18 protein-coding genes are annotated in these 25120 nt (G+C 33.7%); 14 read left to right on the forward strand and 4 right to left on the reverse strand.

Annotated elements, in window-relative coordinates:
- Positions 1-116: 116 nt before the first annotated feature.
- The 4 genes from ileS to PXD56_RS11035 all read left to right on the forward strand — a co-directional run bounded on the left by ileS (position 117) and on the right by PXD56_RS11035 (position 5249).
- On the forward strand, positions 117-3515 hold the full coding sequence (gene ileS, locus PXD56_RS11020; RefSeq protein ID WP_276493398.1) for an isoleucine--tRNA ligase: 3399 nt from the start codon (positions 117-119) through the stop codon (positions 3513-3515).
- Positions 3516-3518: 3 nt separating this feature from the next.
- Positions 3519-3902, forward strand: a complete 384-nt coding sequence (locus PXD56_RS11025; RefSeq protein ID WP_276493399.1) for a TraR/DksA family transcriptional regulator — start codon at positions 3519-3521, stop codon at positions 3900-3902.
- Positions 3903-3965: 63 nt separating this feature from the next.
- On the forward strand, positions 3966-4562 hold the full coding sequence (locus PXD56_RS11030; protein WP_276493400.1) for a DUF4097 family beta strand repeat-containing protein: 597 nt from the start codon (positions 3966-3968) through the stop codon (positions 4560-4562).
- A 33-nt stretch (positions 4563-4595) separates the two neighbouring features.
- On the forward strand, positions 4596-5249 hold the full coding sequence (locus PXD56_RS11035) for a lipoprotein signal peptidase (protein WP_276493401.1): 654 nt from the start codon (positions 4596-4598) through the stop codon (positions 5247-5249).
- On the opposite strand, the gene PXD56_RS11040 is transcribed toward PXD56_RS11035, so the two are convergent.
- On the reverse strand, positions 5246-5815 hold the full coding sequence (locus PXD56_RS11040; protein ID WP_276493402.1) for a 5-formyltetrahydrofolate cyclo-ligase: 570 nt from the start codon (positions 5813-5815) through the stop codon (positions 5246-5248). The genes PXD56_RS11035 and PXD56_RS11040 overlap by 4 nt on opposite strands.
- Before the next feature lie 490 nt (positions 5816-6305).
- On the opposite strand from PXD56_RS11040, the gene uvrC reads away from it, so the two are divergent.
- From uvrC to PXD56_RS11080, 8 genes are all read left to right on the forward strand, one after another.
- Positions 6306-8099 (forward strand): excinuclease ABC subunit UvrC, encoded by a 1794-nt coding sequence (uvrC, locus tag PXD56_RS11045; protein WP_276493403.1) that lies wholly within the window; start codon positions 6306-6308, stop codon positions 8097-8099.
- Positions 8077-10368 (forward strand): patatin-like phospholipase family protein, encoded by a 2292-nt coding sequence (locus PXD56_RS11050; protein ID WP_276493404.1) that lies wholly within the window; start codon positions 8077-8079, stop codon positions 10366-10368. The genes uvrC and PXD56_RS11050 overlap by 23 nt, the downstream gene beginning before the upstream one ends.
- A 356-nt stretch (positions 10369-10724) precedes the next feature.
- On the forward strand, positions 10725-11504 hold the full coding sequence (locus PXD56_RS11055; RefSeq protein ID WP_276493405.1) for a DUF3108 domain-containing protein: 780 nt from the start codon (positions 10725-10727) through the stop codon (positions 11502-11504).
- Positions 11505-11511: 7 nt separating this feature from the next.
- The gene (locus tag PXD56_RS11060; protein ID WP_276493406.1) at positions 11512-12483 is read left to right on the forward strand and encodes a tryptophan 2,3-dioxygenase family protein; all 972 of its coding nucleotides are present in this window, start codon (positions 11512-11514) and stop codon (positions 12481-12483) included.
- A complete protein-coding gene (locus PXD56_RS11065; RefSeq protein ID WP_276493407.1) occupies positions 12483-13781 on the forward strand; it encodes a peptidoglycan DD-metalloendopeptidase family protein in 1299 nt (432 codons plus the stop codon). Before PXD56_RS11060 ends, PXD56_RS11065 begins: the two co-directional genes overlap by 1 nt.
- A complete protein-coding gene (gene pgi, locus PXD56_RS11070) occupies positions 13768-15405 on the forward strand; it encodes a glucose-6-phosphate isomerase (RefSeq protein WP_276493408.1) in 1638 nt (545 codons plus the stop codon). Before PXD56_RS11065 ends, pgi begins: the two co-directional genes overlap by 14 nt.
- A gap of 172 nt (positions 15406-15577) precedes the next feature.
- Entirely contained in the window at positions 15578-18280 is a 2703-nt protein-coding gene (locus PXD56_RS11075; protein ID WP_276493409.1) for a TonB-dependent receptor, read from the forward strand.
- 93 nt (positions 18281-18373) lie between these two features.
- Complete coding sequence (locus PXD56_RS11080; protein WP_276493410.1) at positions 18374-18814, forward strand: hypothetical protein; 441 nt, start codon at positions 18374-18376, stop codon at positions 18812-18814.
- A gap of 49 nt (positions 18815-18863) precedes the next feature.
- Here PXD56_RS11080 and PXD56_RS11085 read toward each other — a convergent pair whose 3' ends face one another.
- Positions 18864-19901, reverse strand: coding sequence for an endonuclease/exonuclease/phosphatase family protein (locus tag PXD56_RS11085; RefSeq protein WP_276493411.1), 1038 nt, complete (start codon positions 19899-19901; stop codon positions 18864-18866).
- 107 nt (positions 19902-20008) lie between these two features.
- On the opposite strand from PXD56_RS11085, the gene PXD56_RS11090 reads away from it, so the two are divergent.
- Together PXD56_RS11090 and PXD56_RS11095 are read left to right on the forward strand one after the other, a co-directional pair.
- A complete protein-coding gene (locus tag PXD56_RS11090; protein WP_276493412.1) occupies positions 20009-22744 on the forward strand; it encodes a TonB-dependent receptor in 2736 nt (911 codons plus the stop codon).
- A 16-nt stretch (positions 22745-22760) separates the two neighbouring features.
- Positions 22761-24125, forward strand: a complete 1365-nt coding sequence (locus PXD56_RS11095; protein WP_276493414.1) for a DUF5689 domain-containing protein — start codon at positions 22761-22763, stop codon at positions 24123-24125.
- Positions 24126-24127: 2 nt separating this feature from the next.
- On the opposite strand, the gene PXD56_RS11100 is transcribed toward PXD56_RS11095, so the two are convergent.
- The gene (locus PXD56_RS11100) at positions 24128-24535 is read right to left on the reverse strand and encodes a response regulator (protein ID WP_276493415.1); all 408 of its coding nucleotides are present in this window, start codon (positions 24533-24535) and stop codon (positions 24128-24130) included.
- A gap of 170 nt (positions 24536-24705) precedes the next feature.
- The gene (locus PXD56_RS11105; RefSeq protein ID WP_276493416.1) at positions 24706-25113 is read right to left on the reverse strand and encodes a response regulator; all 408 of its coding nucleotides are present in this window, start codon (positions 25111-25113) and stop codon (positions 24706-24708) included.
- Positions 25114-25120: the final 7 nt, after the last annotated feature.

Consider the following 25120-nt stretch of genomic DNA (forward strand, 5'->3'; position numbering starts at 1 on the left):
TTAATAAATTCATTAATACATGGTTTATAGGTATTTCAGTACGGTCAATACGCTCCTTTTTGATCAAAATTTTATAATTTTGCAGCCTTTTAAACCTAGTACCATAAGCATTTCGTATGAAGTTCACAGAATATCAAGGATTGAATTTACCAAAGGTCGCAGAAGAAATACTTGACTACTGGTCAAAAAATGACATTTTTGAAAAAAGCATCGCTACTCGTGAGGGTAAAGACAGCTATGTTTTCTATGAGGGTCCGCCTTCGGCAAATGGTATGCCGGGTATTCACCATGTAATGGCTAGAACCATTAAGGATATCTTTCCAAGATATAAAACCATGAAGGGTTATCAAGTTAAGCGTAAAGCTGGTTGGGATACTCATGGTCTTCCAATAGAATTGGGTGTTGAAAAGGAATTGGGTATTACAAAAGAAGATATTGGAGTTAAAATCTCTGTAGAAGAATATAATGCCGCCTGTAAAAAAGCGGTAATGAGATATACAGATGTTTGGAATTCAATGACCGAACAAGTTGGCTATTGGGTAGATATGGAAGATCCTTATATCACTTACAAGTCCAAATATATGGAGACGGTATGGTGGTTGTTAAAACAAATCTATTCTAAAGATTTAATTTATAAGGGGTATACTATACAACCATATTCCCCTAAGGCAGGGACAGGTTTAAGCTCGCATGAGCTAAACCAACCAGGTACATACCAAGATGTAACGGATACTACGGTGACCGCTCAGTTTAAAGCCGTAGAAGAAACCTTGCCGGATTTCTTGCAGAATGAAGGAACGATATACTTTTTGGCCTGGACGACAACACCTTGGACATTACCTTCCAACACGGCATTGACAGTAGGACCAAAAATTGACTACGTGCTTGTAGAGTCTTATAATCAGTACACTTTTGAGCCAATGAATGTAGTGCTTGCCAAGAATTTGGTAGGTAAACAATTCTCAGGTAAGTTCACGGAGGTAACAGAGAAGTCGGCATTGTTGGAGTATAAATCTGGCGATAAAAAAATACCTTACTACGTTGTTAAGGAATTTAAGGGAAAAGATCTATTGGAAATAAGATATGAGCAGTTATTGGATTATGTATTGCCATATGAAAACGCAGAAAACGCTTTTAGAATTATTGCAGGAGATTTTGTTACCACTGAAGATGGTACGGGTATTGTTCATACCGCGCCTACTTTTGGTGCAGATGATGCTTTTGTAGCAAAGCAGGCGGTTCCTGAAATACCGCCAATGTTGGTGCTAGATGAAAATGCCAACTTAGTGCCCCTTGTTGACTTACAAGGTAAGTTTAGGCCAGAGTTGAAAGAATTGGGCGGTAAGTACGTAAAGAACGAATATTATGAAGATGGTAAAGCGCCCGAACGTTCAATAGATGTTGAAATTGCCATTAAACTAAAAGAAGAAAATAAGGCCTTTAAGGTAGAGAAGTATGTACACAGTTACCCTAACTGCTGGCGTACGGATAAGCCCATATTATATTATCCTTTAGATTCTTGGTTCATTAAAGTGACGGATGTTAAGGATAAAATGTTCGGTCTTAACCAAACGATCAACTGGAAGCCAAAAGCAACTGGTGAAGGTAGATTTGGTAATTGGTTGGCAAATGCAAATGATTGGAACCTTTCTAGGTCACGTTATTGGGGTATTCCATTGCCGATCTGGAGAACAGAAGATGGTAAAGAAGAAATTATTATAGGTTCTGTTGCTGAGCTAAAGTCAGAAATGGCGAAGGCAGTTGAAGCGGGAGTATTGGAAAAAGATATTTATGCAGACTTCGTAGTGGATGATATGTCTGACGAGAACTATGATAAAATAGATTTACATAAAAATATAGTTGATCAAATAACATTGGTTTCCGCTTCTGGAAAACCAATGAAACGTGAAAGTGATCTGATTGATGTTTGGTTTGATAGTGGTTCTATGCCATATGCACAATGGCACTATCCTTTTGAGAATAAAGAATTGATAGATGAAGGAAAAACGTTTCCTGCAGATTTCATAGCAGAAGGGGTTGATCAAACACGTGGTTGGTTCTATACCTTGCATGCAATCGCCACTATGGTCTTTGATTCTGTTGCGTATAAAAATGTGGTATCTAACGGGCTGGTTTTAGATAAGGACGGTAAGAAAATGTCTAAGCGTTTGGGCAATGCCGTAGATCCGTTTGAAACAATGAACGATCATGGTGCAGATGCTACAAGGTGGTATATGATCAGTAATGCCAACCCTTGGGATAACTTAAAGTTTGATACAGAAGGTATAGTAGAGGTTAAGCGTAAGTTCTTTGGTACTTTGTATAATACATATTCATTTTTTGGATTGTATGCCAACTTAGATAAATTTACGTATGCTGAGGCAGATGTACCAATGGCAGAACGTACAGAGATTGATTGTTGGATCCTTTCTGAGTTGAATTCATTGATTAAAACAGTTGATACAGCTTATGAAGAATATGAGCCAACACGTGCTGCTAGGGCAATTTCAGAATTTGTTCAAGAGAACCTGAGTAACTGGTATGTACGTTTGTGTAGAAGACGTTTCTGGAAAGGTGAATATGCTACAGATAAAATTGCGGCATATCAAACCCTTTATACCTGTTTAGATGTAGTGGCTAAACTTTCTGCGCCTATTGCACCGTTTTTTATGGATCGTTTATATTTAGATTTAAATAAAGCTACCGTAAAGGATGGTTTTGAAAGTGTGCATTTAGCAGATTTCCCTGTGGCAGATGAGTCACTTATTGATGAAAGCTTAGAAGTGAAGATGCATAAAGCACAGGTAATATCATCTTTAGTACTGTCTATTCGTCAAAAAGAGAAGATAAAAGTGCGTCAACCTTTGCAGAAAATCATGATTCCTGTGCTTGATAACAAGGATAGAGAAGAAATTGAAGCAGTTTCAGAATTAATTAAATCTGAAGTTAACGTTAAGGAAATTCAATTGTTAGATGATGCTTCTGGAATATTGGTAAAACGTATTAAGCCTAATTTCAAGACTTTAGGTCCAAAATTTGGTAAAGAAATGAAGCAAATTGCTCAAGTTGTCAATGGTTTTGAACAGAATGACATCCAAAAAATTGAGCAGGATGGCGAATTAACAATCCAATTAGAAAATAAAAGTATTACTTTACAGTTACAGGATGTAGAAATCTCTTCTCAAGATATTGAAGGTTGGATGGTAGCGACCTCTGGTAAATTAACCGTTGCATTAGATGTAACTATTAATGACGAATTGAGAAATGAAGGAGTTGCAAGAGAGTTGGTAAATAGAATTCAGAATATTAGAAAAGATTCTGGTTTTGAGGTAACCGATAAAATTGCAATTGAAATATTGAAAGATGGTTTTGTTGAAGTTGCTGTAGAAAATAATGTAGAATATATTAAAGCAGAAACATTAACGGCCGAACTTAATTTTGTAGAAAAGTTGGAAAAAGGCATAGATATTGCTTTTGATGAGGTAAAGACTAAATTGTTTATTGAAAAACATTAAAATATGGCAGAAGATTTAAAAGTGAGGTATTCTGACAAAGATTTGGCAGAATTCAAAGTATTGATCGAAGAAAAGGTTGAAAAGGCAAAAAGCCATTTAGAGCTATTGAAAAGTGCTTACATGAACGATGGTAATAATGGTACGGATGATACGTCTCCTACCTTTAAAGCTTTTGAAGAAGGTTCAGAAACTATGAGTAAAGAGGCGAACACGCAATTGGCTATTAGACAAGAAAAGTTTATTCGTGACCTTAAAAATGCCATGTTACGTATAGAAAATAAAACTTTTGGTATATGCCGTGTAACGGGTAAGTTGATCAATAAAGAACGATTAAAACTTGTGCCGCATGCTACATTAAGCATTGAAGCTAAAAATATGCAATCATAATTTAAACGCCTTTAGGGGCGTTTTTTAATAGCCATAATTTTGAGAGTTTCCTTGTTATGTTTCGTGCTTCTATTTTCTTTTGGCCTTAGTGCTCAGAAGAAGGTTTACAAAAATATATTAGCAGATCATATTAGTTTAATTCAGGTAGATGCTGCCAATTGCTTTATTGTTGAGCTACATACAGGTGATAATAATGAAATCAGTGTTGAAGCTGAAATGGAGGGCGAGTACAGTCAAGACTTGGATTTGGAAGTTTCAACAAACGGGTCTACTCTACTTGTAAATGCGGGCTTTGCTCCTAGCTTTAAAAATCCAAATGATAAATTAAGTGCCCATAAAGTAGTTTCTATTTTATTAAGATTAAAGGTGCCCTCCTATAAGAATTTAGAAATTTTTGGAACTAATACCAGGGTACTTTTAGATGGTAAGTATAATAAATTACAAGTGTCTTTATCAGATGGTACATGTGTACTTAACAATGTTATTGCCAATGCAAAAATAAAAACGCAAAGCGGAAATATTAAGGTTTTTTCAGCCGCCGCTACTATTGATGCCGTTAGTAAGTACGGTTCAGTTTCTTCAAACGTAATACCGGCAGGAAATTCATCTTTTAAACTACAAACCGTTACCGGAAATATTGATCTCTCTAAAACCGAATAATATTTATATTTTTGCGCTCATTGATTAAAGCCCATGAACATTAAAAAATCTGTACTATTTATTCTGTTGATATTGATTATTGATCAATGGAGTAAGATTTATATAAAAACCCATTTTGTATTGGGAGAGTCAGTTGAGGTATTTAACTGGTTTAAAATTCTATTTATTGAAAATGAAGGTGCTGCTTGGGGTGCAAAATTAAGTGATGTGTTGCCTATTTCAGATAATATAGGAAAGCTGGTATTGACCGTATTCAGATTATTTGCCATTTTTGGTATAGGATATTGGCTTTTTGATGTCATTAAAAAGAAAGCTTCAAATACTTTAATATGGGCAGTTTCTTTAATTTTTGCAGGAGCATTGGGTAATATTTTGGACTCGGTTTTCTACGGTGCTATTTTCAATGAAAGTTATAACGAAGTAGCAACGCTGTTTTCTGACGAACCTTACGGTAAATTGTTTTATGGTAAAGTAGTAGATATGTTATACTTTCCTATGGTAGATTCTACTTGGCCAACTTGGATGCCTATGGTGGGCGGACAAAATTTTAGGTTCTTTGAGCCTGTTTTTAATATTGCGGACACGGCAATAAGTACAGGTGTTGGTATCTTATTGGTTTTTAACAAAAGAGCTTTTAATAAAGAAGAGGAGTTGTCAACTGAAGAAACCGAGACTTTTCAGGATTAAGAGGTTTTGAAGGAATAAACGTTTTGGGGAGTAATGCAGTAGTCTAAGGGAATATCTGTAGTATCTACATCTTCTATGTTACTTTCGGCTTCAAAAAATGATAGCCCAATTTTTATAACATCTTCTTTGCATTCACCAAGAAAACGGTCATAGTATCCTTTTCCATATCCTATTCTGTTTCCTTGCTCGTCGAAAGCTAAAAGAGGAATAAACACAACATCTAATTTTTTAGCTTCTATAGTAATACCATCCACAGGTTCAGGGATGTTTAAATTATTGGTAGTGAATTTAGTGTTGTCGGTAAGAAGATAATGTTCTAGTGATGTATCTGAAATTATTTTAGGTACAATTACATTTTTGTCTAAACCGAGTAATATTGAAATGATACCTTCTGTGTCTATTTCAGATTTTTGCTCAATAGGAAGAAATATGTGGAAATAAAGATTATTCCATATAGGTAATTGCAAAACTGAATTTGCAATTGCAATACTTTGTGAAGATACTTGAGAGGTTGTTAGGGAACTGCGTAGTCTTAAATATTTTATGCGTAAATCTTTCTTCAACATAGTGAAGTGATTTTAACATTATGATATTTCAATTTATTCTTTACCTGCAACAGCAAAAAATACCTTGAAAAATAACATTAAAATAAGGTAAGTTCCTAAAGTGATGATGTAGCTATCCATGATGTATAATTTGTAAATGAGCCTATAATTGTTGTTGTTGAGTTAAATTTAGGTAAAAAAATTAATAAAACATCCTTTAAGTGCACTTTTTTGTCGTTGAAATGCACTTTTTTATAAAAAAATTAACAATTTCATTCATATAACGTAGCATGTAATCAATTAATTGTCTGAAAATCAAACTTTTAAATATATGGATATATTTTTAGATTATTGATACCATAATAATGATATGTTTAAATTATTTAAAAAGAAATAATAGGCATGTAAAAAAATCATATTCATAATTAGTTAGAAAAAGTCTGTCTTTAGATTTAACTAAGTTGACGTATTTTAAAATGGCATTAATAGACTAATTTAGTAGTATTAAATTATGACAGAAATTCCCATTAAAATACAATTAAGCGCATTGCCTACCAGTCCGGGGGTGTATCAATTTTATGATAGTGATGACGGTATACTATATGTAGGTAAGGCAAAGAATTTAAAAAAACGTGTTTCATCGTATTTCAATAAAAATCATGAATATGGTAAAACACGGGTTTTAGTTAAAAAGATTCGTTCTATAAAGCATATAGTGGTACCTACAGAGTCAGATGCTCTTTTGTTAGAGAATAACTTGATAAAGGAATTAAGGCCTCGGTATAACGTATTATTGAAGGATGATAAATCTTATCCTTGGTTATGCTTAAAGAATGAAAGGTTTCCAAGATTGTTTCCTACGAGAAGGGTAATTAAGGATGGATCAGAATATTTTGGTCCATACACCAGTATGAAAACGGTACGTGTGCTGTTAGATTTAATTAAGAGTGTTTACCCGTTGAGAACCTGTAATTATGATTTGTCTGCAGAGAAAATTAATGCGGGTAAATATAAAGTGTGCTTAGAATATCATTTAGGTAATTGCAAAGGACCTTGTGAGGGCTATCAATCTATAACGGAATATGATAGGCAAATAGATGACATACGTGAAATAGTAAAGGGTAATTTCAAGTCTTCGATTACTTATTTCAAAAGTCAAATGAAAGCATTGGCAGAAGAAATGAAGTTTGAAGAAGCTCAAGAAATAAAGGATAAAATAGATGTTTTAGAGAATTACCAGGTTAAATCAACTATTGTAAACCCTAAGATCAGTAATGTTGATGTGTTCAGTATAATATCTGATAATGCTTTTGCCTATGTAAATTTTCTTCAGTTGGCACATGGTTCAATTATAAGGTCTCATACTATGGAGATCAAGAAAAAACTTGAAGAGAAAGATGAAGATTTGCTTGAGCTTGCTATTGTGGAAATTAGAGATAGGTTTAAGTCAGATTCAAAAGAACTTTATGTGCCTTTTAATATTGCCGTATCACCAGGCTTGAAAGTTACGGTGCCTAAGTTGGGAGATAAAAAGAGAATTCTTGATTTGTCTGAACGAAATGCTAAGTTCTTTAGGCAAGAACGTTTTAATCAAATTAAGATTATTGATCCAGATCGCCATACAAATAGGATAATGGCGCAAATGAAAAAAGATATTCGTTTATCTGCCGAACCTAGACATATTGAGTGTTTTGATAACAGTAATATACAGGGTAGTAATCCTGTAGCGGCATGTGTAGTATTTAGAGATGGTAAGCCTTCAAAAAAAGAGTATAGACATTATAATATAAAGACGGTTACCGGTCCAGATGATTTTGCGTCAATGGAAGAAGTGGTGTATCGTAGGTATAAAAGATTGCAAGAAGAACTACAGCCATTACCGCAATTAATTGTTATTGATGGTGGTAAAGGTCAATTATCATCGGCTTTAAAAAGTTTGGATCTTTTAGGATTGAGAGGTAAAATTGCTATTGTAGGTATAGCAAAGAGGTTAGAGGAAATATACTTTCCAGAAGACCCTATACCTTTATATTTGGACAAAAAATCTGAAAGTCTTAAAATAATTCAATATTTACGGAATGAAGCCCATAGGTTTGGGATTACATTTCACAGAAATAAAAGAAGTAAAGGAGCAATTAATTCTGAATTAGAAGGAATTGATGGTGTTGGTGAAAAAACGGCACAACAACTATTGAAGAAATTTAAATCGGTAAAACGTATTAAAGAAGCTTCGGTAGAAAGTTTAAGTCAAGAAGTGGGAGCTTCAAAAGCAAAAAAGATATATGAATCTTTTCGTAAAGAATAATTTCAAAAAAATACCAATGGTATTAGCGGTGCTTTTAGTGAGTACCGGTTCTTTGATTGCTCAAAATATAGGTGAACAAAATAAACCTAAAATTGGCTTGGTGTTAAGCGGTGGCGGTGCAAAGGGCATGGCACATATTGGTGCGTTAAAAGTAATTGAAGAAGCAGGTGTCAAAATCGATTATATTGGTGGCTCAAGTATGGGGGCAATAGTAGGCGCGTTGTATGCTGCAGGTTACACTGCTAATGAGCTAGATTCTCTATTCAAAGTAACCAATATAGGATCGTTAATTCAGGATAATCTACCAAGAAGTGCTAAAACCTTTTATGAAAAAGAAGATTCTGAACGATATGCATTAACATTACCTTTTAAGAATTTTAAGGTAACGGTGCCTCCTGCAATTTCTGGAGGTCAGAATATTTATAATGAATTTGTTAGGCTCTTATACCATGTAAAAGATATTAACGATTTTAATAAGCTACCTACCCCGTTTGTATGTATTGCAACTGATATAGAGACAGGTAAACAGGTAATCTTAAATTCAGGGTACTTGCCAGAGGCTATTTTAGCTAGTGGAACCTTGCCGTCATTATTTGAGCCTACTGTTATTAATGATAGAGTCTTAATAGATGGGGGCGTAGTTAATAATTATCCAATAGATGAAGTTAGGGCAATGGGGGCTGACATTATTATCGGTGTAGATGTACAACATGATTTATCTGATCGAGATGCATTGTTATCTGCCACAGAAATTTTATTGCAGATCAATAACTATAGAACGGTTGCGGATATGGAAGTGAAGTCTAAAAAGACGGATATCTATATAAAACCGCATATAGAGGAATATTCGGTAATAGATTTTAATAGACTGGACGAGATTGTTAAAACAGGGGAAGTTGCTGCAAATTTAAAAAAGGAAGAACTTAAAGAACTGGCTACTGATTATAGAAAAAGTGAAAATTCAATTTCTATTATAGGTGCAGATGATAAATTGACCATTAATAGGTTGTTGATAGACGGTAATACCGATCACACCAGAGGCTATGTAAAAGGTAAATTAAGATTCAGTCTTGATGAACCTACGAATTTTGAAAGGCTTCAACAGGGTATCAGTAATTTATCTGCAACGGGTAATTTTAGAACTATTAAGTATAAGTTGTTGGATAATATGAATGGTGGTGAAGACTTAATTCTTCCACTTGATGAAACTAAAAACACGTCTTTTTTACGATTAGGTGCTCATTTTGATGATTTATATAAAAGTGCTGCACTTATAAATATTACAAAGAAGAGAATATTGTCAAAAGATGATGTAGCCTCTTTTGATTTTATATTAGGGGATAATATCAGATATAATTTTGAATACTACTTGGATAAAGGTACTTATTGGAGTTTTGGCATTAATTCTAGATTTAGTGATTTTGAGCAAGAAATTGACTTTGAATTAATAGAGGGTAATTTTGAAGTTGGTACAGGAACGGCGCTCAATAGAATTAACTTGAATGTATCTGACTTTACCAATCAACTGTATATACAAACGGTAGTTAAAGAGGAGTTTGCGTTTACCCTTGGTGGCGAGTTCAAGCATTTACAATATAGTACAAGAACATTTGGTGACACTCCAGATGTTACAACGCCCGGCACAACATCTAGTAATGGTAGAACCTATTTTGAGCGAAGTAATTATATCAGCGCTTTCGGGTCATTAAAACTAGATACTTATGACGATAAATATTTTCCTTCAAGAGGTTTATATTTTGATGGTGATATGCATTATTATGTGCTTTCGTCAGATTTCAATAATAATTTTAAAGATTTTTCAGTGTCTAAAGCTCGTATTGGCATGGCAATGCCAATAATCAATAAGTTGTCTATAAATATTGAAACAGAAGGTGGTTTTAAATTAGGTACCTCAAATGTAACTTCGTTCGATTTTCTTCTTGGTGGTTATGGTACTGACTTCATAAATAACTTTGTGCCATTTGTAGGGTATGACTTTATTAGTCTGCCAGGAAACAGTTTTGTAAAAGCATATGCTAGGTTAGATTATGAATTTGTACAGAAGAACCATGTGCTGTTCAGTGCAAATTTTGCCAATGTAGACGATGATCTTTTTAGAACGGGAGATTGGTTCAAAGCACCTACATATTCTGGTTATGGAATAGGGTATGGCTTAGAATCTTTTTTGGGTCCGGTAAACCTTATGTACTCTTGGACACCAGAAATTGACAAATCTCAATTTTTTGTAAGCATTGGTTATTGGTTCTAGTTTTTCTTGTTTAAAACTACCGTGGTAAAGGGTCATAATTAGTCTATATTTCTTAATAGTTTCCCAATTATTAATAGGAAGTGTGAATAACTGTTAAGGTTATCCTTAAAGTAAGTTAAACAGTAGTACTGGTAGAATAATGTGCCTTAAATTTACATCAGCTAAGGGGTGGTTCCCTTACAACTTTAAGTAGTGGTTTTTCATAATTTAAAGTTTGGTTGGTTATTTAGGAAAAGCCCAGTTTTTAAGCTGGGCTTTTTTTATACAACAATACTTTGGAATAAATTTTGTTTAAGATATTGTAACGAAAGTTATAGAGAGCTATCTATTACTATTTTTACAATAAACTACTGACTATGAAAAAATATTTTTTACTTGCCCTGGTCTTAACATATTTTGGTGTACAAGGTCAAAATACTAAGTCAGCTTTTAAGACAGGAGAATGGTTGAAGTTTAGAATGCATTACGGTTTTTTAAATGCAAGCTATGCTACACTGCAAGTTAATTCAACCACTTTAAACAATAAGTCTGTCTACCATGTAGTGGGCCATGGTGAAACTACCGGTGTGGCCAGTTGGTTTTTTAAAGTAGATGATACCTATGAAAGTTATTTTGACAAGCAAGATGGTAAGCCATATAAGTTTGTTCGTAAAATTAACGAAGGGGGTTATAAAAAAGATGTAGAGATAAACTTTGACCATAATGCATCTAATGCAGAACTTAATGATAAGAAAAACAAGAAAAAGCTTAATTTTACATTAGAGAACAATATACAGGATCTAATATCCGCTTTTTATTATTTGAGGAACAACTATAAAACAGAAGACCTTGAAGTAGGAAAAGCAATTACCCTGAAAATGCTTTATGACGATGACGGTATTTTCAATTTTAAACTTAAGTATTTAGGTTTAGAGGTTTTAAATACAAAATATGGTAAAGTAGAATGCTTAAAATTTAGGCCTTTGGTACAATCGGGGCGTGTATTTAAAGAGCAAGAAAGTTTATCATTATGGGTTTCGAACGATGACAATCGAATTCCAATTAGAATTAAAGCAGATTTAGCCGTAGGTGCTATAAAAGCAGATATTGATGGGTATAATGGTCTTAAGCATCAGTTTAAAATTATAATGGATTAGACCCTAAATGGAAGATAGAGAGAAGATCAAATCCCAAATATCTAAACTAGAAGAAAAATATAAAGATTCAGGGCAAGATCTTAGCTCTTATTTAGATGGTCTATTGCACCAGCGTTATCTTACCTATTGGGACTATATACATTTAGACACCCTATTAAGTCTACAAGTACCAAGAACTCATTTTCCTGATGAAGAAATATTCATCATGTACCATCAAATTACCGAATTATACTTTAAATTGATTTTGCACGAGCAAAAGCAATTGGTAGATGATAAAAGTGACAATTTAGATTTTTTTATAGAAAAGGTCAGAAGAATAAATAGTTACTATAAAGTTCTAATATCTTCATTTAGTGTAATGATCAAAGGTATGGAGCGAGAGCAGTTTTTGCAATACCGTATGGCATTGTTGCCTGCCAGTGGTTTTCAGTCTGCACAGTTTAGAATGATCGAGCTTTATGCCACGCCCTTAGAAAATTTGGTTCATGTATCGGAAAGGGCTCAATTCTCATCAGAATCTACGATCGAAGAGTTATACGAACACATTTATTGGAAAAAGGGTGCTACAGATAAAGAAACGGGCGAAAAAACATTGACATTGAAACAGTTTGAATATCGTTATACGCCCAGGCTGATAAGAATAGCAAAACAGGTAGAGAATACTACAATATATCATAAATACTTAAGTTTGCCCATAGAGCATAGAGAAGATGCGGTATTAGTGGAGGCGTTAAAGACTTTAGATGTAAATGCTAATATAAATTGGCAATTGATGCACATGGGTTCGGCTCATAGATATTTAAGAAAAGAAACCGGTGATATAGAGGCAACAGGTGGTACCAATTGGAAAGAATACCTGCCGCCTAGTTTTCAAAAAATTGTATTCTTTCCAGAATTGTATACAGAACAGGAATTAAATAATTGGGGTAAACAGTGGGTAGACCATATGTTGAATCCAGATAAATCAAGAGTAGAATAATGCAGAAATATTGGGGGGTATTATTGGCATTGACAGTAATTGCATCATGCAAGGACGCCGGTAGTGAGAAGAAGGATATAGCTCAAAATCTCAAGGTTATAGAAGCACCTGAAGTCAATGAGAGATTTGGTTTCAATTTAGATGAATTTAACGTTAAGTTAGATACTGTAAGGTATGGGGATAGTTTTGGTGAATTAATGCAGGATAATAAAGTAGATTATCCAAAAGTTTTAGCTATTTCGGAAAATTTTAAGGATAGTTTTGATGTACGTAAAATACGCGTGGGCAGGCCATATGCTATTTTACAATCTAAAGATACTACTGCGCAAGCTCAGGTGTTTATTTACGAGAACGATCCAATAAACTATACCGTAATAGATTTGCGGGATAGCGTAAAAGTCTACAGGGATAAGAACAAGGTTAAGTTTGTTCAACGAGAAGTTTCGGGGGTTATAGAATCTAGTTTGTCCGAAGCTATATTAGAACAGGGCGTAGATTATAATGTTACGCACAACCTGGCAAATGTATATGCGTGGACAATAGATTTTTCAAGATTACAAAAGAACGATAAGTTCAAGATCATCTATAATGAGAAGTTTATAAATGATACGGTATATGCAGGTGCCGAACCGATCGAAGCTGCATTTTTTGAGCATAATGGCAAACCTATTTATGCCTTTGCCTATGAAAATGATTCGTTAAAAAGTTTGGTCGATTATTTTGATGAAAATGCAAATAATCTAAGAAGAACTTTTTTAAGAATGCCCGTTGAATATGGTAGATTATCTTCAAGGTATAATCTTAAGAGAAGAATAAAATACTACGGTTATAAATTACGCCCACATAAGGGTACTGATTATGCTGCCCCTATTGGAACACCAATAATGGCTACGGCAGATGGTACGGTGGTAGAATCTACACGAAGAGGCGGTAATGGTAAATATGTAAAAATTAGGCATAACGGTACGTATTCTACCCAATATTTACATATGAAAGCCCAAAAGGTGAAAAAGGGTGAGTTTGTGCGTCAAGGAGATGTAATTGGTTGGGTTGGTATGACTGGTAATACCGGAGGGCCACACGTATGCTATCGTTTTTGGAAAAATGGAAAGCAAGTTGATCCATTAAAAGAAGAATTGCCACAAGCAGAACCATTACATGATTCGCTTAAAGAAGAATATTTTGCATATATCTCAACATATAAAGAACAGTTAGATTGTATAATCTATCCTAAAGTTTTAATTGAAGAAGAAGACGAGGATTTACTAACACTTAATCAAGAAAATGGCACTAAATAAAATAAACCCACAGCAAACCGATATTTGGAAAGAATTAACGGCGCATTATGAAGCTACAAAGGGAGAACATCTTAGAAGTTTGTTTTCTTCGGATGCAAAAAGAGCTGAAAAATTTACGCTGCAATGGAATGATTTCTTGTTCGATTATTCAAAGAACAGAATTTCTGAAGAGACCATGCAATTACTGCTTAAGTTGGCTGATGAGGTGAATTTAAAAGGAGCTATCAAAGATTATTTTGGTGGAGATTTAATTAATGAGACTGAAGGTAGGGCTGTGCTACACACGGCATTGCGTGGTAAAGAAGATGATGAGGTTTTGGTTGACGGTGAAAATGTAATGCCAGAAATCTATGAAGTAAAAAAACATATAAAAGAATTTACAGATTCGGTAATTAACGGAGATTTAAAAGGTTATACGGGTAAGGCTTTTACAGATGTGGTAAATATTGGTATTGGTGGTTCAGATTTAGGTCCGGCAATGGTAACCGAAGCATTAAAGTTTTATAAGAATCATTTGTCTATTCATTTTGTTAGTAATGTTGATGGTGATCATGTTCATGAAATTTTAAAAACGTTAGATCCTGAGACAACTTTATTTGTGGTGGTTTCTAAGACCTTTACAACACAAGAAACTTTAAGTAATGCTACTACTATAAAGAAGTGGTTTTTAAATCATGGAACACAAGAAGATATTGCAAAGCATTTTGCAGCGGTATCAACTAATAGTGAAAAAATAGCTGAGTTTGGTATTGACGCCGCAAACGTATTCCCTATGTGGGATTGGGTTGGTGGAAGATTCTCATTATGGAGTGCGGTTGGTTTAACAATTGCATTGGCGGTTGGTTATGACAACTTCGATGCTTTATTAGATGGAGCCAATGAAACAGACGTGCATTTTAAGGAAACTGATTTTTCAGAGAACATTCCGGTTATTATGGCATTGATAAGTGTTTGGTACAATAATTTTTATGGTGCTGAAACAGAAGCTATAATTCCTTACGCACAATATTTAAGTAGATTCTCTGCCTATTTACAGCAGGGTATTATGGAGAGTAATGGTAAAAGTGTAGATAGAGCAGGTAATACTGTTAGTTATGAAACGGGTACTATAATTTGGGGCGAGCCAGGCACCAATTCTCAACATGCCTTTTTCCAATTGATACATCAGGGAACTAAATTAATACCTACAGATTTTATAGGCTTTAAACATTCTTTGCATGGAGATAAGGATCACCATGACAAGTTGATGGCAAACTATTTTGCGCAGACAGAGGCTCTAATGAACGGTAAAACTAAAGAAGAAGTAGTTGCAGAGTTAAAAGAAAAAAATCTGTCACAAACTGATATTGATAAATTAGCTCCCTTTAAAGTATTTGCAGGTAATAAGCCAACCAATACCATATTAATAAATAAGTTATCACCTAAAAGTTTAGGAGCTTTGATAGCGCTTTACGAGCATAAGATTTTTGTTCAAGGTGTCATTTGGAACATATTTAGTTACGATCAGTGGGGGGTAGAATTAGGAAAACAGTTGGCTGGGACTATTCTTGACGATATTAACAATTCAGATATTTCTGATCACGATAGCTCAACATTGCGACTTTTGCAATATTTTAAGAAATAATCTTAAATCCAATAAAGATTATTTAAAAAGGATAACTATTTCATTTCCAAGTAAATTATGTGAAGTTTTTGGGTATTTTTGAAATGCTGATTTAACGTTGTCTTAACGTTGGAGGTTTTAAAATATAAGACTTTTGCAGCAAGTTAAAATAACTAACAAATACTCGAAGAAAATGAAAAAAATGTATTTTGCATTAGCGGCATTTTTAATGACCGTGACTGCTTTTTCACAAGGACCAATTACAGGTACTGTATTAGATGGCGACACTAACACTCCGTTGCCAGGTGCTACAGTAATGGTAAAAGGTACAACTAATGGAACATCAACTGATTTTGATGGAAATTTTACAATTAATGCAAGTGCTGACTCAGGAACTTTAGTAGTTTCTTACATCGGTTTTAACTCAAAACAAGTAGCTTTCACTTCAACTGGTAGTATTGGTTCAATAGTATTGGAACCTAATGCAGAGGAATTAGAAGGTGTTGTTGTAACTGGAATTTTAGATATAGCAAAGGATAGAGAAACTCCTGTTGCCGTTTCAACTATTAGAGCTGCTGAAATACAAGAGAAATTAGGTTCTCAAGAATTGCCTGAGATACTTAAATCTACTCCTTCAATATATGCTACTAAAACAGGTGGTGGTTTTGGTGATGGTAGAGTTAATGTAAGAGGTTTTGATTCTAGAAACACTGCTGTAATGGTAAACGGTATACCTGTGAACGATATGGAAAATGGTCGTGTATTCTGGAGTAACTGGTCTGGTTTAGGAGATGTAACTACTGCTATGCAGGTACAAAGAGGTTTAGGTTCTTCTAAATTGGCAATATCTTCTGTAGGTGGTACTATTAATGTTATAACAAAATCTACTGAAAAAGAAGAAGGTGGTGCTGTAACTTTAGGTGGTGGTAATGATGGCTACTTAAAAACTACTGTAGCATACAATACTGGAAAATCTGATAAAGGTTTTGCTGCATCTATTTTATTAGGTAGAACTGCTGGTGATGGTTACATTCAAGGAACAGAATTTGAAGGTTACAACTATTTTATTGGTTTAGGTTACGAGCCTAATGAAAAGCATAATTTTCAATTCGTATTAACAGGTGCTCCACAAGTTCACAACCAAAGAACATCAAGTTTCTTTAATGTGGCAACTTTAGCTGATCATTTAGAATACGGTGCTAAATACAATTACAACGGTGGTACTTTAAATGGTGAAGAATTTGGTTGGAGAAGAAACTTCTATCACAAGCCTATTACTTCATTAACTTGGGAATGGAAGGCATCTGAAAAATCTACATTATCAACTTCTGCTTACGCATCTTTTGGTCGTGGTGGTGGTACAGGTGATATTGGTTCTGGACCAAACTTTGGCTTTGCTAGTTCTAGCAGGTATAGAATACCAGAAACAGGACAAGTTGATTACGATTTAATATCTCGTTTTAACGGTGGTGAAGCGGTTACATTTTATGATGGTAACGAGTACCAATTATCACCAAACGGTGATGGTGAATATATTACTACTGGTTTCGGAGATGGTTTAGCTAGAAGAGCATCTATTAATTCACATAACTGGTTCGGTGTTATTGCAAACTTAAATACACAAATCAATGAAAAATGGAGCTATGATGTTGGTGTTGACTTAAGAAGTTACAAAGGTATACACTACAGAAGAATGGATAACTTGCTAGGTGCAGATGGTTATTTAGATGATGATGATATTAACGATCCAACTCATGTAATTCGTGAAAGTGATGTAATTGATTCTGATTTTAGTTCTATTGTAAACGTATTTAAGAGTATTGACGATGAAGAAAAAATTGATTATTACAATGATGGTCTTGTAAGATGGACAGGTGCATTCGGTCAAGTAGAGTATACTGATGGTGTAGTATCTGCTTTTGCTCAAGGTGGTATTTCTAATCAAGGATTTAAGAGAATAGATTATTTTAACTATTTAGATTCTGATCCTTTACAAGAAACAGATTGGGAAAACATCTTAGGTGGTAACATTAAGGGTGGTGCTAACTTCAACTTAAACGAAGCGAACAACGTTTTCGTTAACGCTGGTTATTATTCAAAACAACCTCAGTTCGATGCTGTTTATATCAACTTTGTAAATGAGTTGAATCCAGATTTGACTAATGAGAAAGTTTTAGGTTTAGAAATGGGTTATGGTCTTAATCTTGGTGATTTTAGAGCAAAGGTTAACATTTATAGAACAACTTGGAAAGATAGATTCGTTAGTATTGGTGTTGAAACTCCAACAGGTGATGAAGGTAATGCAAACATTAACGGTGTAGAGCAAATTCACCAAGGTATTGAAATTGAAGCTGACTACCGTGCATCAGATGTTGTACAGTTTAGAGGTATGTTATCTTTAGGTGATTGGGAATATGCAGGTAATGCAACTGGTCAAGCTTTAGATGATGACAGAAATGTTATTGATCCAGATGTTACGTTGTTTTTAGATGGTGTAAAGGTAGGTGATGCTGCTCAGTTCACAACGAACTTAGAAATGATCATTAGACCTATTGAAGATCTTAAGATTAGCGCAAACCTTTACAATGCATCAAGATTATATGCATTCTTAAATGCTGAGGATTTTGATTCTGCTGATAACCAAGGTTCATTACGTTTACCAAGTTATACGCTTTTTGACTTAGGTGCATATTATACTTTTGGTTTTGGAGGAAGCAACAAACTAAGTATTGCTGCTAACGTAAACAACCTTTTTGATACAGAGTATATTGCTGAATCTTTAACAAACACGTTTGCAGAAGGTAATGGTGCTACTTATGAAGGAATTTCAACTGATAACAAAGTATTCTTTGGTTTTGGAAGAACTTTCAACGTAAGCGCTCGTTACAGTTTCTAAGTATTTAATTACAATAAATATTAAACCCTGACTGCGAGGTCAGGGTTTTTTTATGCTCAAAATTCAGTACATTTAAAACTTAAAATTAGAACTATGTACGAAACTATTCAGATGCTACATTCATACTTGGCTTATATTGCATTGGCTATATTGATATTAGCAGTTATTAATGCTATTACAGGGCTTGTAGGTAAGCGAATCTTTAATATGGGAAAAGACCTTAGATTAAGTCTTTTTGCACTTATTCTATGCCATATTCAATTATTGGTAGGGTTAATTTTATACTTTGTTTCACCAAGCGGATTAAGCGCAATACAAGAATTTGGTATGGGTGGTTTAACTTCTGCCGCACGATTATTGGCAGTTGAGCATCCTTTCATTAATATATTAGCAATTGCATCAATAACCATTGGTTGGTCAAGACATAAGAAGTTTGTTGAGGGAGCTAAAAAATTTAAGAGCATTGCTATTTTTTACACCATAGGTTTACTTCTTATTCTAAGTAGAATTCCTTGGGGGCAATGGTTTAATTAAATAACAGTTCACAAAAAATAACGAGCCAAATTAATAGTTGGTTCGTTATTTAATTTTGTTTTTTTATAAGGTGTAAATAGACAGGGAGGTGGTCGCTGTATCCACCAACATAACTTCCGCCTGCGTAAGTCCGCAACGGGTAACCTTTATATTTACCTTTTGGGTCCATTAAATAAGAAGGGGAGAAAATACCAACCTTCCAGTAGCTATAACTTTCTCTTTCTTTATTTATAAGAGTTGATGTCATATAAAGTTGGTCAAATAAATTCCACTTGTCTCTATAGGCTAAAGAACCTCTTCCTTTTTTGTAAAGTTTTTCCATAGGTCCGTAAAGACTTAAAGAGTCCAAATTGTTATAATTTTTTTCAACTTGTAATATTTTTTTAAAACTAGGGTCTATGGGATCATCGTTAAAATCTCCCATGCTTATAATCTTAGCTTTAGCGTTTTGTCTTTGAACAGAATCTATAATACGCTTATTTAGTTTTGCAGCCTCTAATCTAAAAGGTCTACTTCTGGCTTCGCCTCCACTTCTAGAGGGCCAATGATTTACCATAAAGTATATCTTTTCATTATCTAATAATCCTTCAACTATAAGCTGGTCTCTTGTGTAATCTCGTTTTCCTTCTAAGTTAAAAAGTAGTAATCTATGGCTATTAAAATTTACAGGAACAAATGCATTTTTCTTATATAATAAGGCAACATCAATACCTCTTTCATCAGGTGAATCAAAATGTATAATTCCGTAGTTGTATTTTGACAGGTTTTCATGGTGTATTAAATCTTCAAGTACGTTTAAGTTTTCTACTTCACAAACGCCAACTACGTCTGGTGCAGTTTTGTTATCCGCTGAACCAATTTCAGAAATAACTTTGGACATATGTTCTATTTTTTTCAAATAGCGTTCTTCTGTCCAATTATCTTTTCCTTCTGGAGTTCTATCATTATCGTAAATTAAAGAATCATTTTTTGTGTCGAATAAGTTCTCAAGATTGTAGAATGCAATTGTTCTAATTTGATAGGTGTCAGCCTTTTGAGCAAAGGTTAATAGAGGAAAAAATAGTATGATGATAAATGATATTCGCATTATAAAGGGTATTTTATCTTGATTTTCAGTGAGTATGCAGAATTTCCGCGTTAATTATTTCTTAAATATTATCTTAATGGCTCAATATTAAAGCTTTAAGTTTTAGAATGATTAAGCATCTCCTGTTTTTATTACTATTTATTAAAATATGTTTCATTAATGCTCAAAGTACTATAACAATATCTGGCCTAATTAAAGAAAAAGTTAGAAGTGAAGTAATTACAGATGTAACTGTTGTTTTAGAAGGCGCATCGATATCAAGTAAAACGAATGAATTAGGAGAATTTCAACTTATCGTTTTCAATAAGGGAGAATTTATACTTCAAATCTCTTCCACCGATTATAACGCTAAGAGAATACCAGTTTATCTCAGTGAAAGTAATATTGATTTAGGAGTTATCTTTTTAGATAGAGATATAACCGTAGAGAAATCTATAAACTTGATTAATATAACCGATGATGAATTATTAGATGATGAGATAAATTCTAATGCGCTGGCTTTATTACAATCCACAAAAGATATTTTTCTGAATAGGGCGGCGTTCGATTTTGGTCAGGCATTTTTTAGGGTTAGAGGGTATGATTCTCAATATGGCGAAGTTCATCTTAATGGATTGCCCATGAATAAAATGTATGACGGCAGACCGCAATGGAACAACTGGGGAGGGTTAAACGATGTAATTAGAAATCAGCAATATGCAAATGGCTTAGAGGCATCTGAGTTTACTTTTGGTGGTGTTTTAGGAAATACAGATATAGATTTAAGACCATCTGGTTTACGACCTGGTACAAGATTATCATCTTCAGTATCGAATAGAACATATCGTGGTAGGTTAATGGCAACCTATAATTCTGGAGTTAAGGATGAAAAATTCTCATATTTAATTTCTGCTTCTCGGCGCTGGGCAAAAGAAGGGTACATCAATGGCACCTTATATGATTCTTATTCTGTTTACGGTACCATGGAGTATTTGTTGAATGAAAAGAATACGTTTTCGGCGACTGCAATGGTTGCCTCAAATAGAAGAGGGCGCTCGTCTGCAATTACAGAAGAGGTGCAAGAGATACAAGGAAATAGATATAATCCGTACGCAGGTATTCAAAACGGAAAAATTAGAAACTCCAGAGAAAGACATATTCGTGAGCCACTATTTCTTTTAAATTACCATCACGAATCTAAGAACCTTCAAATTAAAGCTGGTATTGGTTATCAAACAGGTATATATAAAAGAAGTCGGTTAGGGTATTACAATGCTCCAAATCCAGATCCTACATATTATCGCTACCTACCAAGTTTTTACTTAAACTCACCAATTGGGGTTAACTATGAAAGTGCAATACAGGCAGAGGAAGGTTTTCTGGAACATCCACAATTTGATTGGAATAACATATATAATGCGAATACAAGTTTAAGCCAAAACGGTGAAGCCGCTTATGTACTATATGATGATATTACTAAAGACAATCAATTAACTGTTAGAACAAAGGCCAATATTAATTTTAATAATCATTTAAGATTAGATGTAGGGTTAACTCACCGCCAACTATACTCTAATAACTTTGCTAGAATAGATGATCTTTTAGGAGCGGAGTATCATAAAGATATTGATGTGTTTTCAGAAACATTAAATAATCTTTCAACTGAAGTTGATAAATTAGAAGGTGAAATTTTTAATTATCATTATGATTTAACCGGAAGTAATACAGATATATACACTCAAATAAATGCACATTATAATAAGGTTAAAACATTTGTCTCCGGTAAATATGAAGTGGTAAATTATCAAAGAAAAGGCTTGTTTCAGAATGAGCGATTTATTGATAACTCAATAGGAGAGAGTGAAAAGGCCGAGTTTTCTAACTGGTCGTTAAAATCTGGAATATCTTATACAATTACGGGTAGGCATTGGGTTTCTCTTCATGCAGGCTTAATAAATAAAGCGCCAGTTTTACAAAATGTATTTATTAATCCTAGGGAGAATAATACTATTGTACCCAATTTGCAAAGCGAAACCATAACTAGTGTAGACGCTAACTACTTTCTTAGAATGCCAAAATTGACGGGTAGATTTACTGGGTTTTATACACGCTTTCAAAACACCACCGATGTTAATTTCTTTTTTGTTGATTCTGGGGTAGGTTCAGATTTTGTGCAAGAAGTAATCACAGATTTAGACAAATTGCATTTAGGTATTGAATTAGGCTTAGAATATCAGTTGTCTAGTGCGGTTAAATTATCATTAGTTACCTCTGTTGCAAAACATGAATATGCTAGCAATCCTTTTGTGACCATTAATTTTGACACTGCAGCTGAAGATTTGATTGATATATCTGGTTCTAAATTTTTAGGTCAGTCCAACATTAAGGGGTATAAGCTGGCGCAAGGTCCGCAAAAAGCAATTGCAGCTGGTATAGAATATAGAGATCCCAAATATTGGTGGATAAGTGCTTCTGCGAACTATTTAGCGAACAATTATGCTAATATTTCTACAATAACTAGAACGCAGAGTTTTCTTATAGATCCAGAGACGCAATTAAGGTTCACTGATGCAACAGATGAAAATGTGCAGAAGCTTTTAGAACAAAAACCACTTGATAATTTCTATTTATTAAATATGGTTGGCGGTAAATCATGGCTAAAAAAAGGAAAGTATATAAGTGTATTTGCCAGTATTAATAATGTTTTTGATACCACTTTTAGAACAGGGGGCTATGAGCAAAGTAGAAACGGTAATTATGGTCAGTTAAGACAAGATAATTTAAGTGGTAACCCGTCTTTTGCACCTAAATATTGGTATGGTTTCGGTAGAACCTATTTTTTAAATTTTGCTTTTAGTTTTTAAAAATCAAGTAATTGAAATGAATAATAGTGTCAGTAAATATATTGCGATAATGACTATTGTCATCATGCTTTTCTCATGCGTGAAGAACAGAGAATTTGATACACCTGAATTAGCTTGCTCGGATTCTGAATTTTCGTTCATAAGTATATCTGAATTAAAGAGTTTGTATAATGGAGAAACCATGCAGATTCATGAAGATTTGTTTGTTAAAGGTTATGTGATTTCGTCAGATAAAGAAGGTAATTTTTTTAATACTGTACATTTTCAAGATGAGTCAAGCAATCCTTCTGATGGTATGCAGATAGAATTGGAATTAAGAGATTCTCATTTGTTCTTTGATGTAGGTCAGCAGATTATCATAAAATTAAAAGGATTGTATTTAAGCAAATCTAATGATGTGTATAAAATTGGAGGTGTGTTTACCTCTTTTGGTAATCGTAGTGTTGGTAGGTTGCCTAAAAATGTTGTCTTTGATCATGTTTGGATGTCTTGTGAATTAAATAGCGGCATAGAACCTACTTTGGGTGTAATCTCAGAATTAAACGATTCTATGTTGAACACCCTGATTACACTAAACAATGTGGAAATTAAACAAGAAGAACTAGGAGAAACTTTTGCTGTTAAGGAAGAGGAAACATTACGTACTCTTGTAGATTGTTTAGATAATGAATTGGTTATGGTAAACAGTGGTTATGCAGATTTTCAATCAGAAATTCTACCAGATAAAATGGGTACAGCTATTGGGTTGTTAACTAAAGATAATAATCAATATCAATTAATTCTCAGTAGTAAAAATGACCTTGTATTTACTCAAGAACGCTGTAAAAATTTAATCGATGAGTTTACGTCTTCATCAATTTTAATATCCGAGATTGCCGATCCAGATAATAATGCAGGGGCACGTTTTGTAGAACTTTATAATACATCAGAAGAGACTCTGTCTTTGAAAGGGTGGAAATTGAAACGCTATACCAATGACAATATTGAAGTTAGTTCAAGTATAGATTTATCCAATTATGAAATACCTGGCAAAGGGTTTCTAATAATTTCACCCAATGCAGAAGAGTTTAAAAATATATACGGTTTTGACTCCAATATCTCTGTAGGAACTAATTCACCGGCAGATTCAAATGGTGACGATACTATCGTGCTAGTAGATCCCTTTAATTCTGTTGTAGATATATTTGGTGTTATAGGTGAAGATGGTAGTAATACCAACCATGAATTTGAAGATGGTAGAGCCGTTAGAAAAATAGAAATAAATTCTAATAATACTGTTTTTGATCCTGCTGAATGGTTAATTTATAACGATACTGGGGGTGAAGGTACTATTAACCAGCCTCAAAATGCTCCGTTAGATTTTACTCCTGGTTTTAGATAATATTACATCTTATCCTTAGAATCTATAATTTTTTTGACCGCACTTTCTGTCAAAGGTTTTACAATATAGTCTTTGACTAAATTATAATCTTTAGCTTTCTCCATGTATTTAGGACTAATAAAAGAGCTGGTAATATAAATTTTAATGTGACTTATTTTATCTTCAGGAAGGTCTTTAAATTCTTCTAGAAAAGACCAGCCATCTCTATTGGGCATATTTAAGTCTAGAAAGATGATATCTGGTAATTTTATATTTTCAACCAACAAACCAATAAGTCCGTCAAGCGCCTCTTGGCCACCTGTATAGTACAGAATGTTATCACTAAAGTTATGATGCTTTAAAATATTCTTACTACTAACTGAAAAAAATTCGTCGTCATCAATAATACAACAACTAGAAAATATACTCATTTTTAATTATTTCAAAAGTAAATCTTGATAAGATTTTGGGTTGTTAAGTCTGTAATCATTTACAATTGACTAAGTTATGTAATTTATTGATTTCTAATTGTTGATAATAATAAGTTTCACTTATTGTTATCAACAAAAGTATTCTTAAAATTTAGGAGCATTTATTTGTATTAACTTTCTACTAATGCTCCTAGTATTTTAGTTAAATCATCTGGGGTAATAGGTTTAAGAATATAGGTGTCGACCTGGTCATAATTTTTAACCCGTTCTAAGTCTCTTGGATCTACAGAAGAGCTAATAATGTAAATTACAATTTTTTTTGATCTTGGACTTTTACAGTTTTTAAACTCGTCTAAAAATTCCCATCCGTTCAAAATAGGCATATTAAGGTCTAAAAATATGACGTCTGGTAATGGTTCGTTGGCGATACATGTTTTCATGAGTCCGTCAAGAGCTTCTTGTCCGTTGTTATAAACGATAACAGAATTTGCAAAATCTACCTCCTTTATAATTCTTTTGGTACCATATACGAATATGGGGTCATCATCTATAATACAGCAAATTTCAACTTTTTTCATAATCAAT

Source organism: Maribacter zhoushanensis (genome assembly GCF_029350975.1).
GTDB lineage: Bacteria > Bacteroidota > Bacteroidia > Flavobacteriales > Flavobacteriaceae > Maribacter > Maribacter zhoushanensis.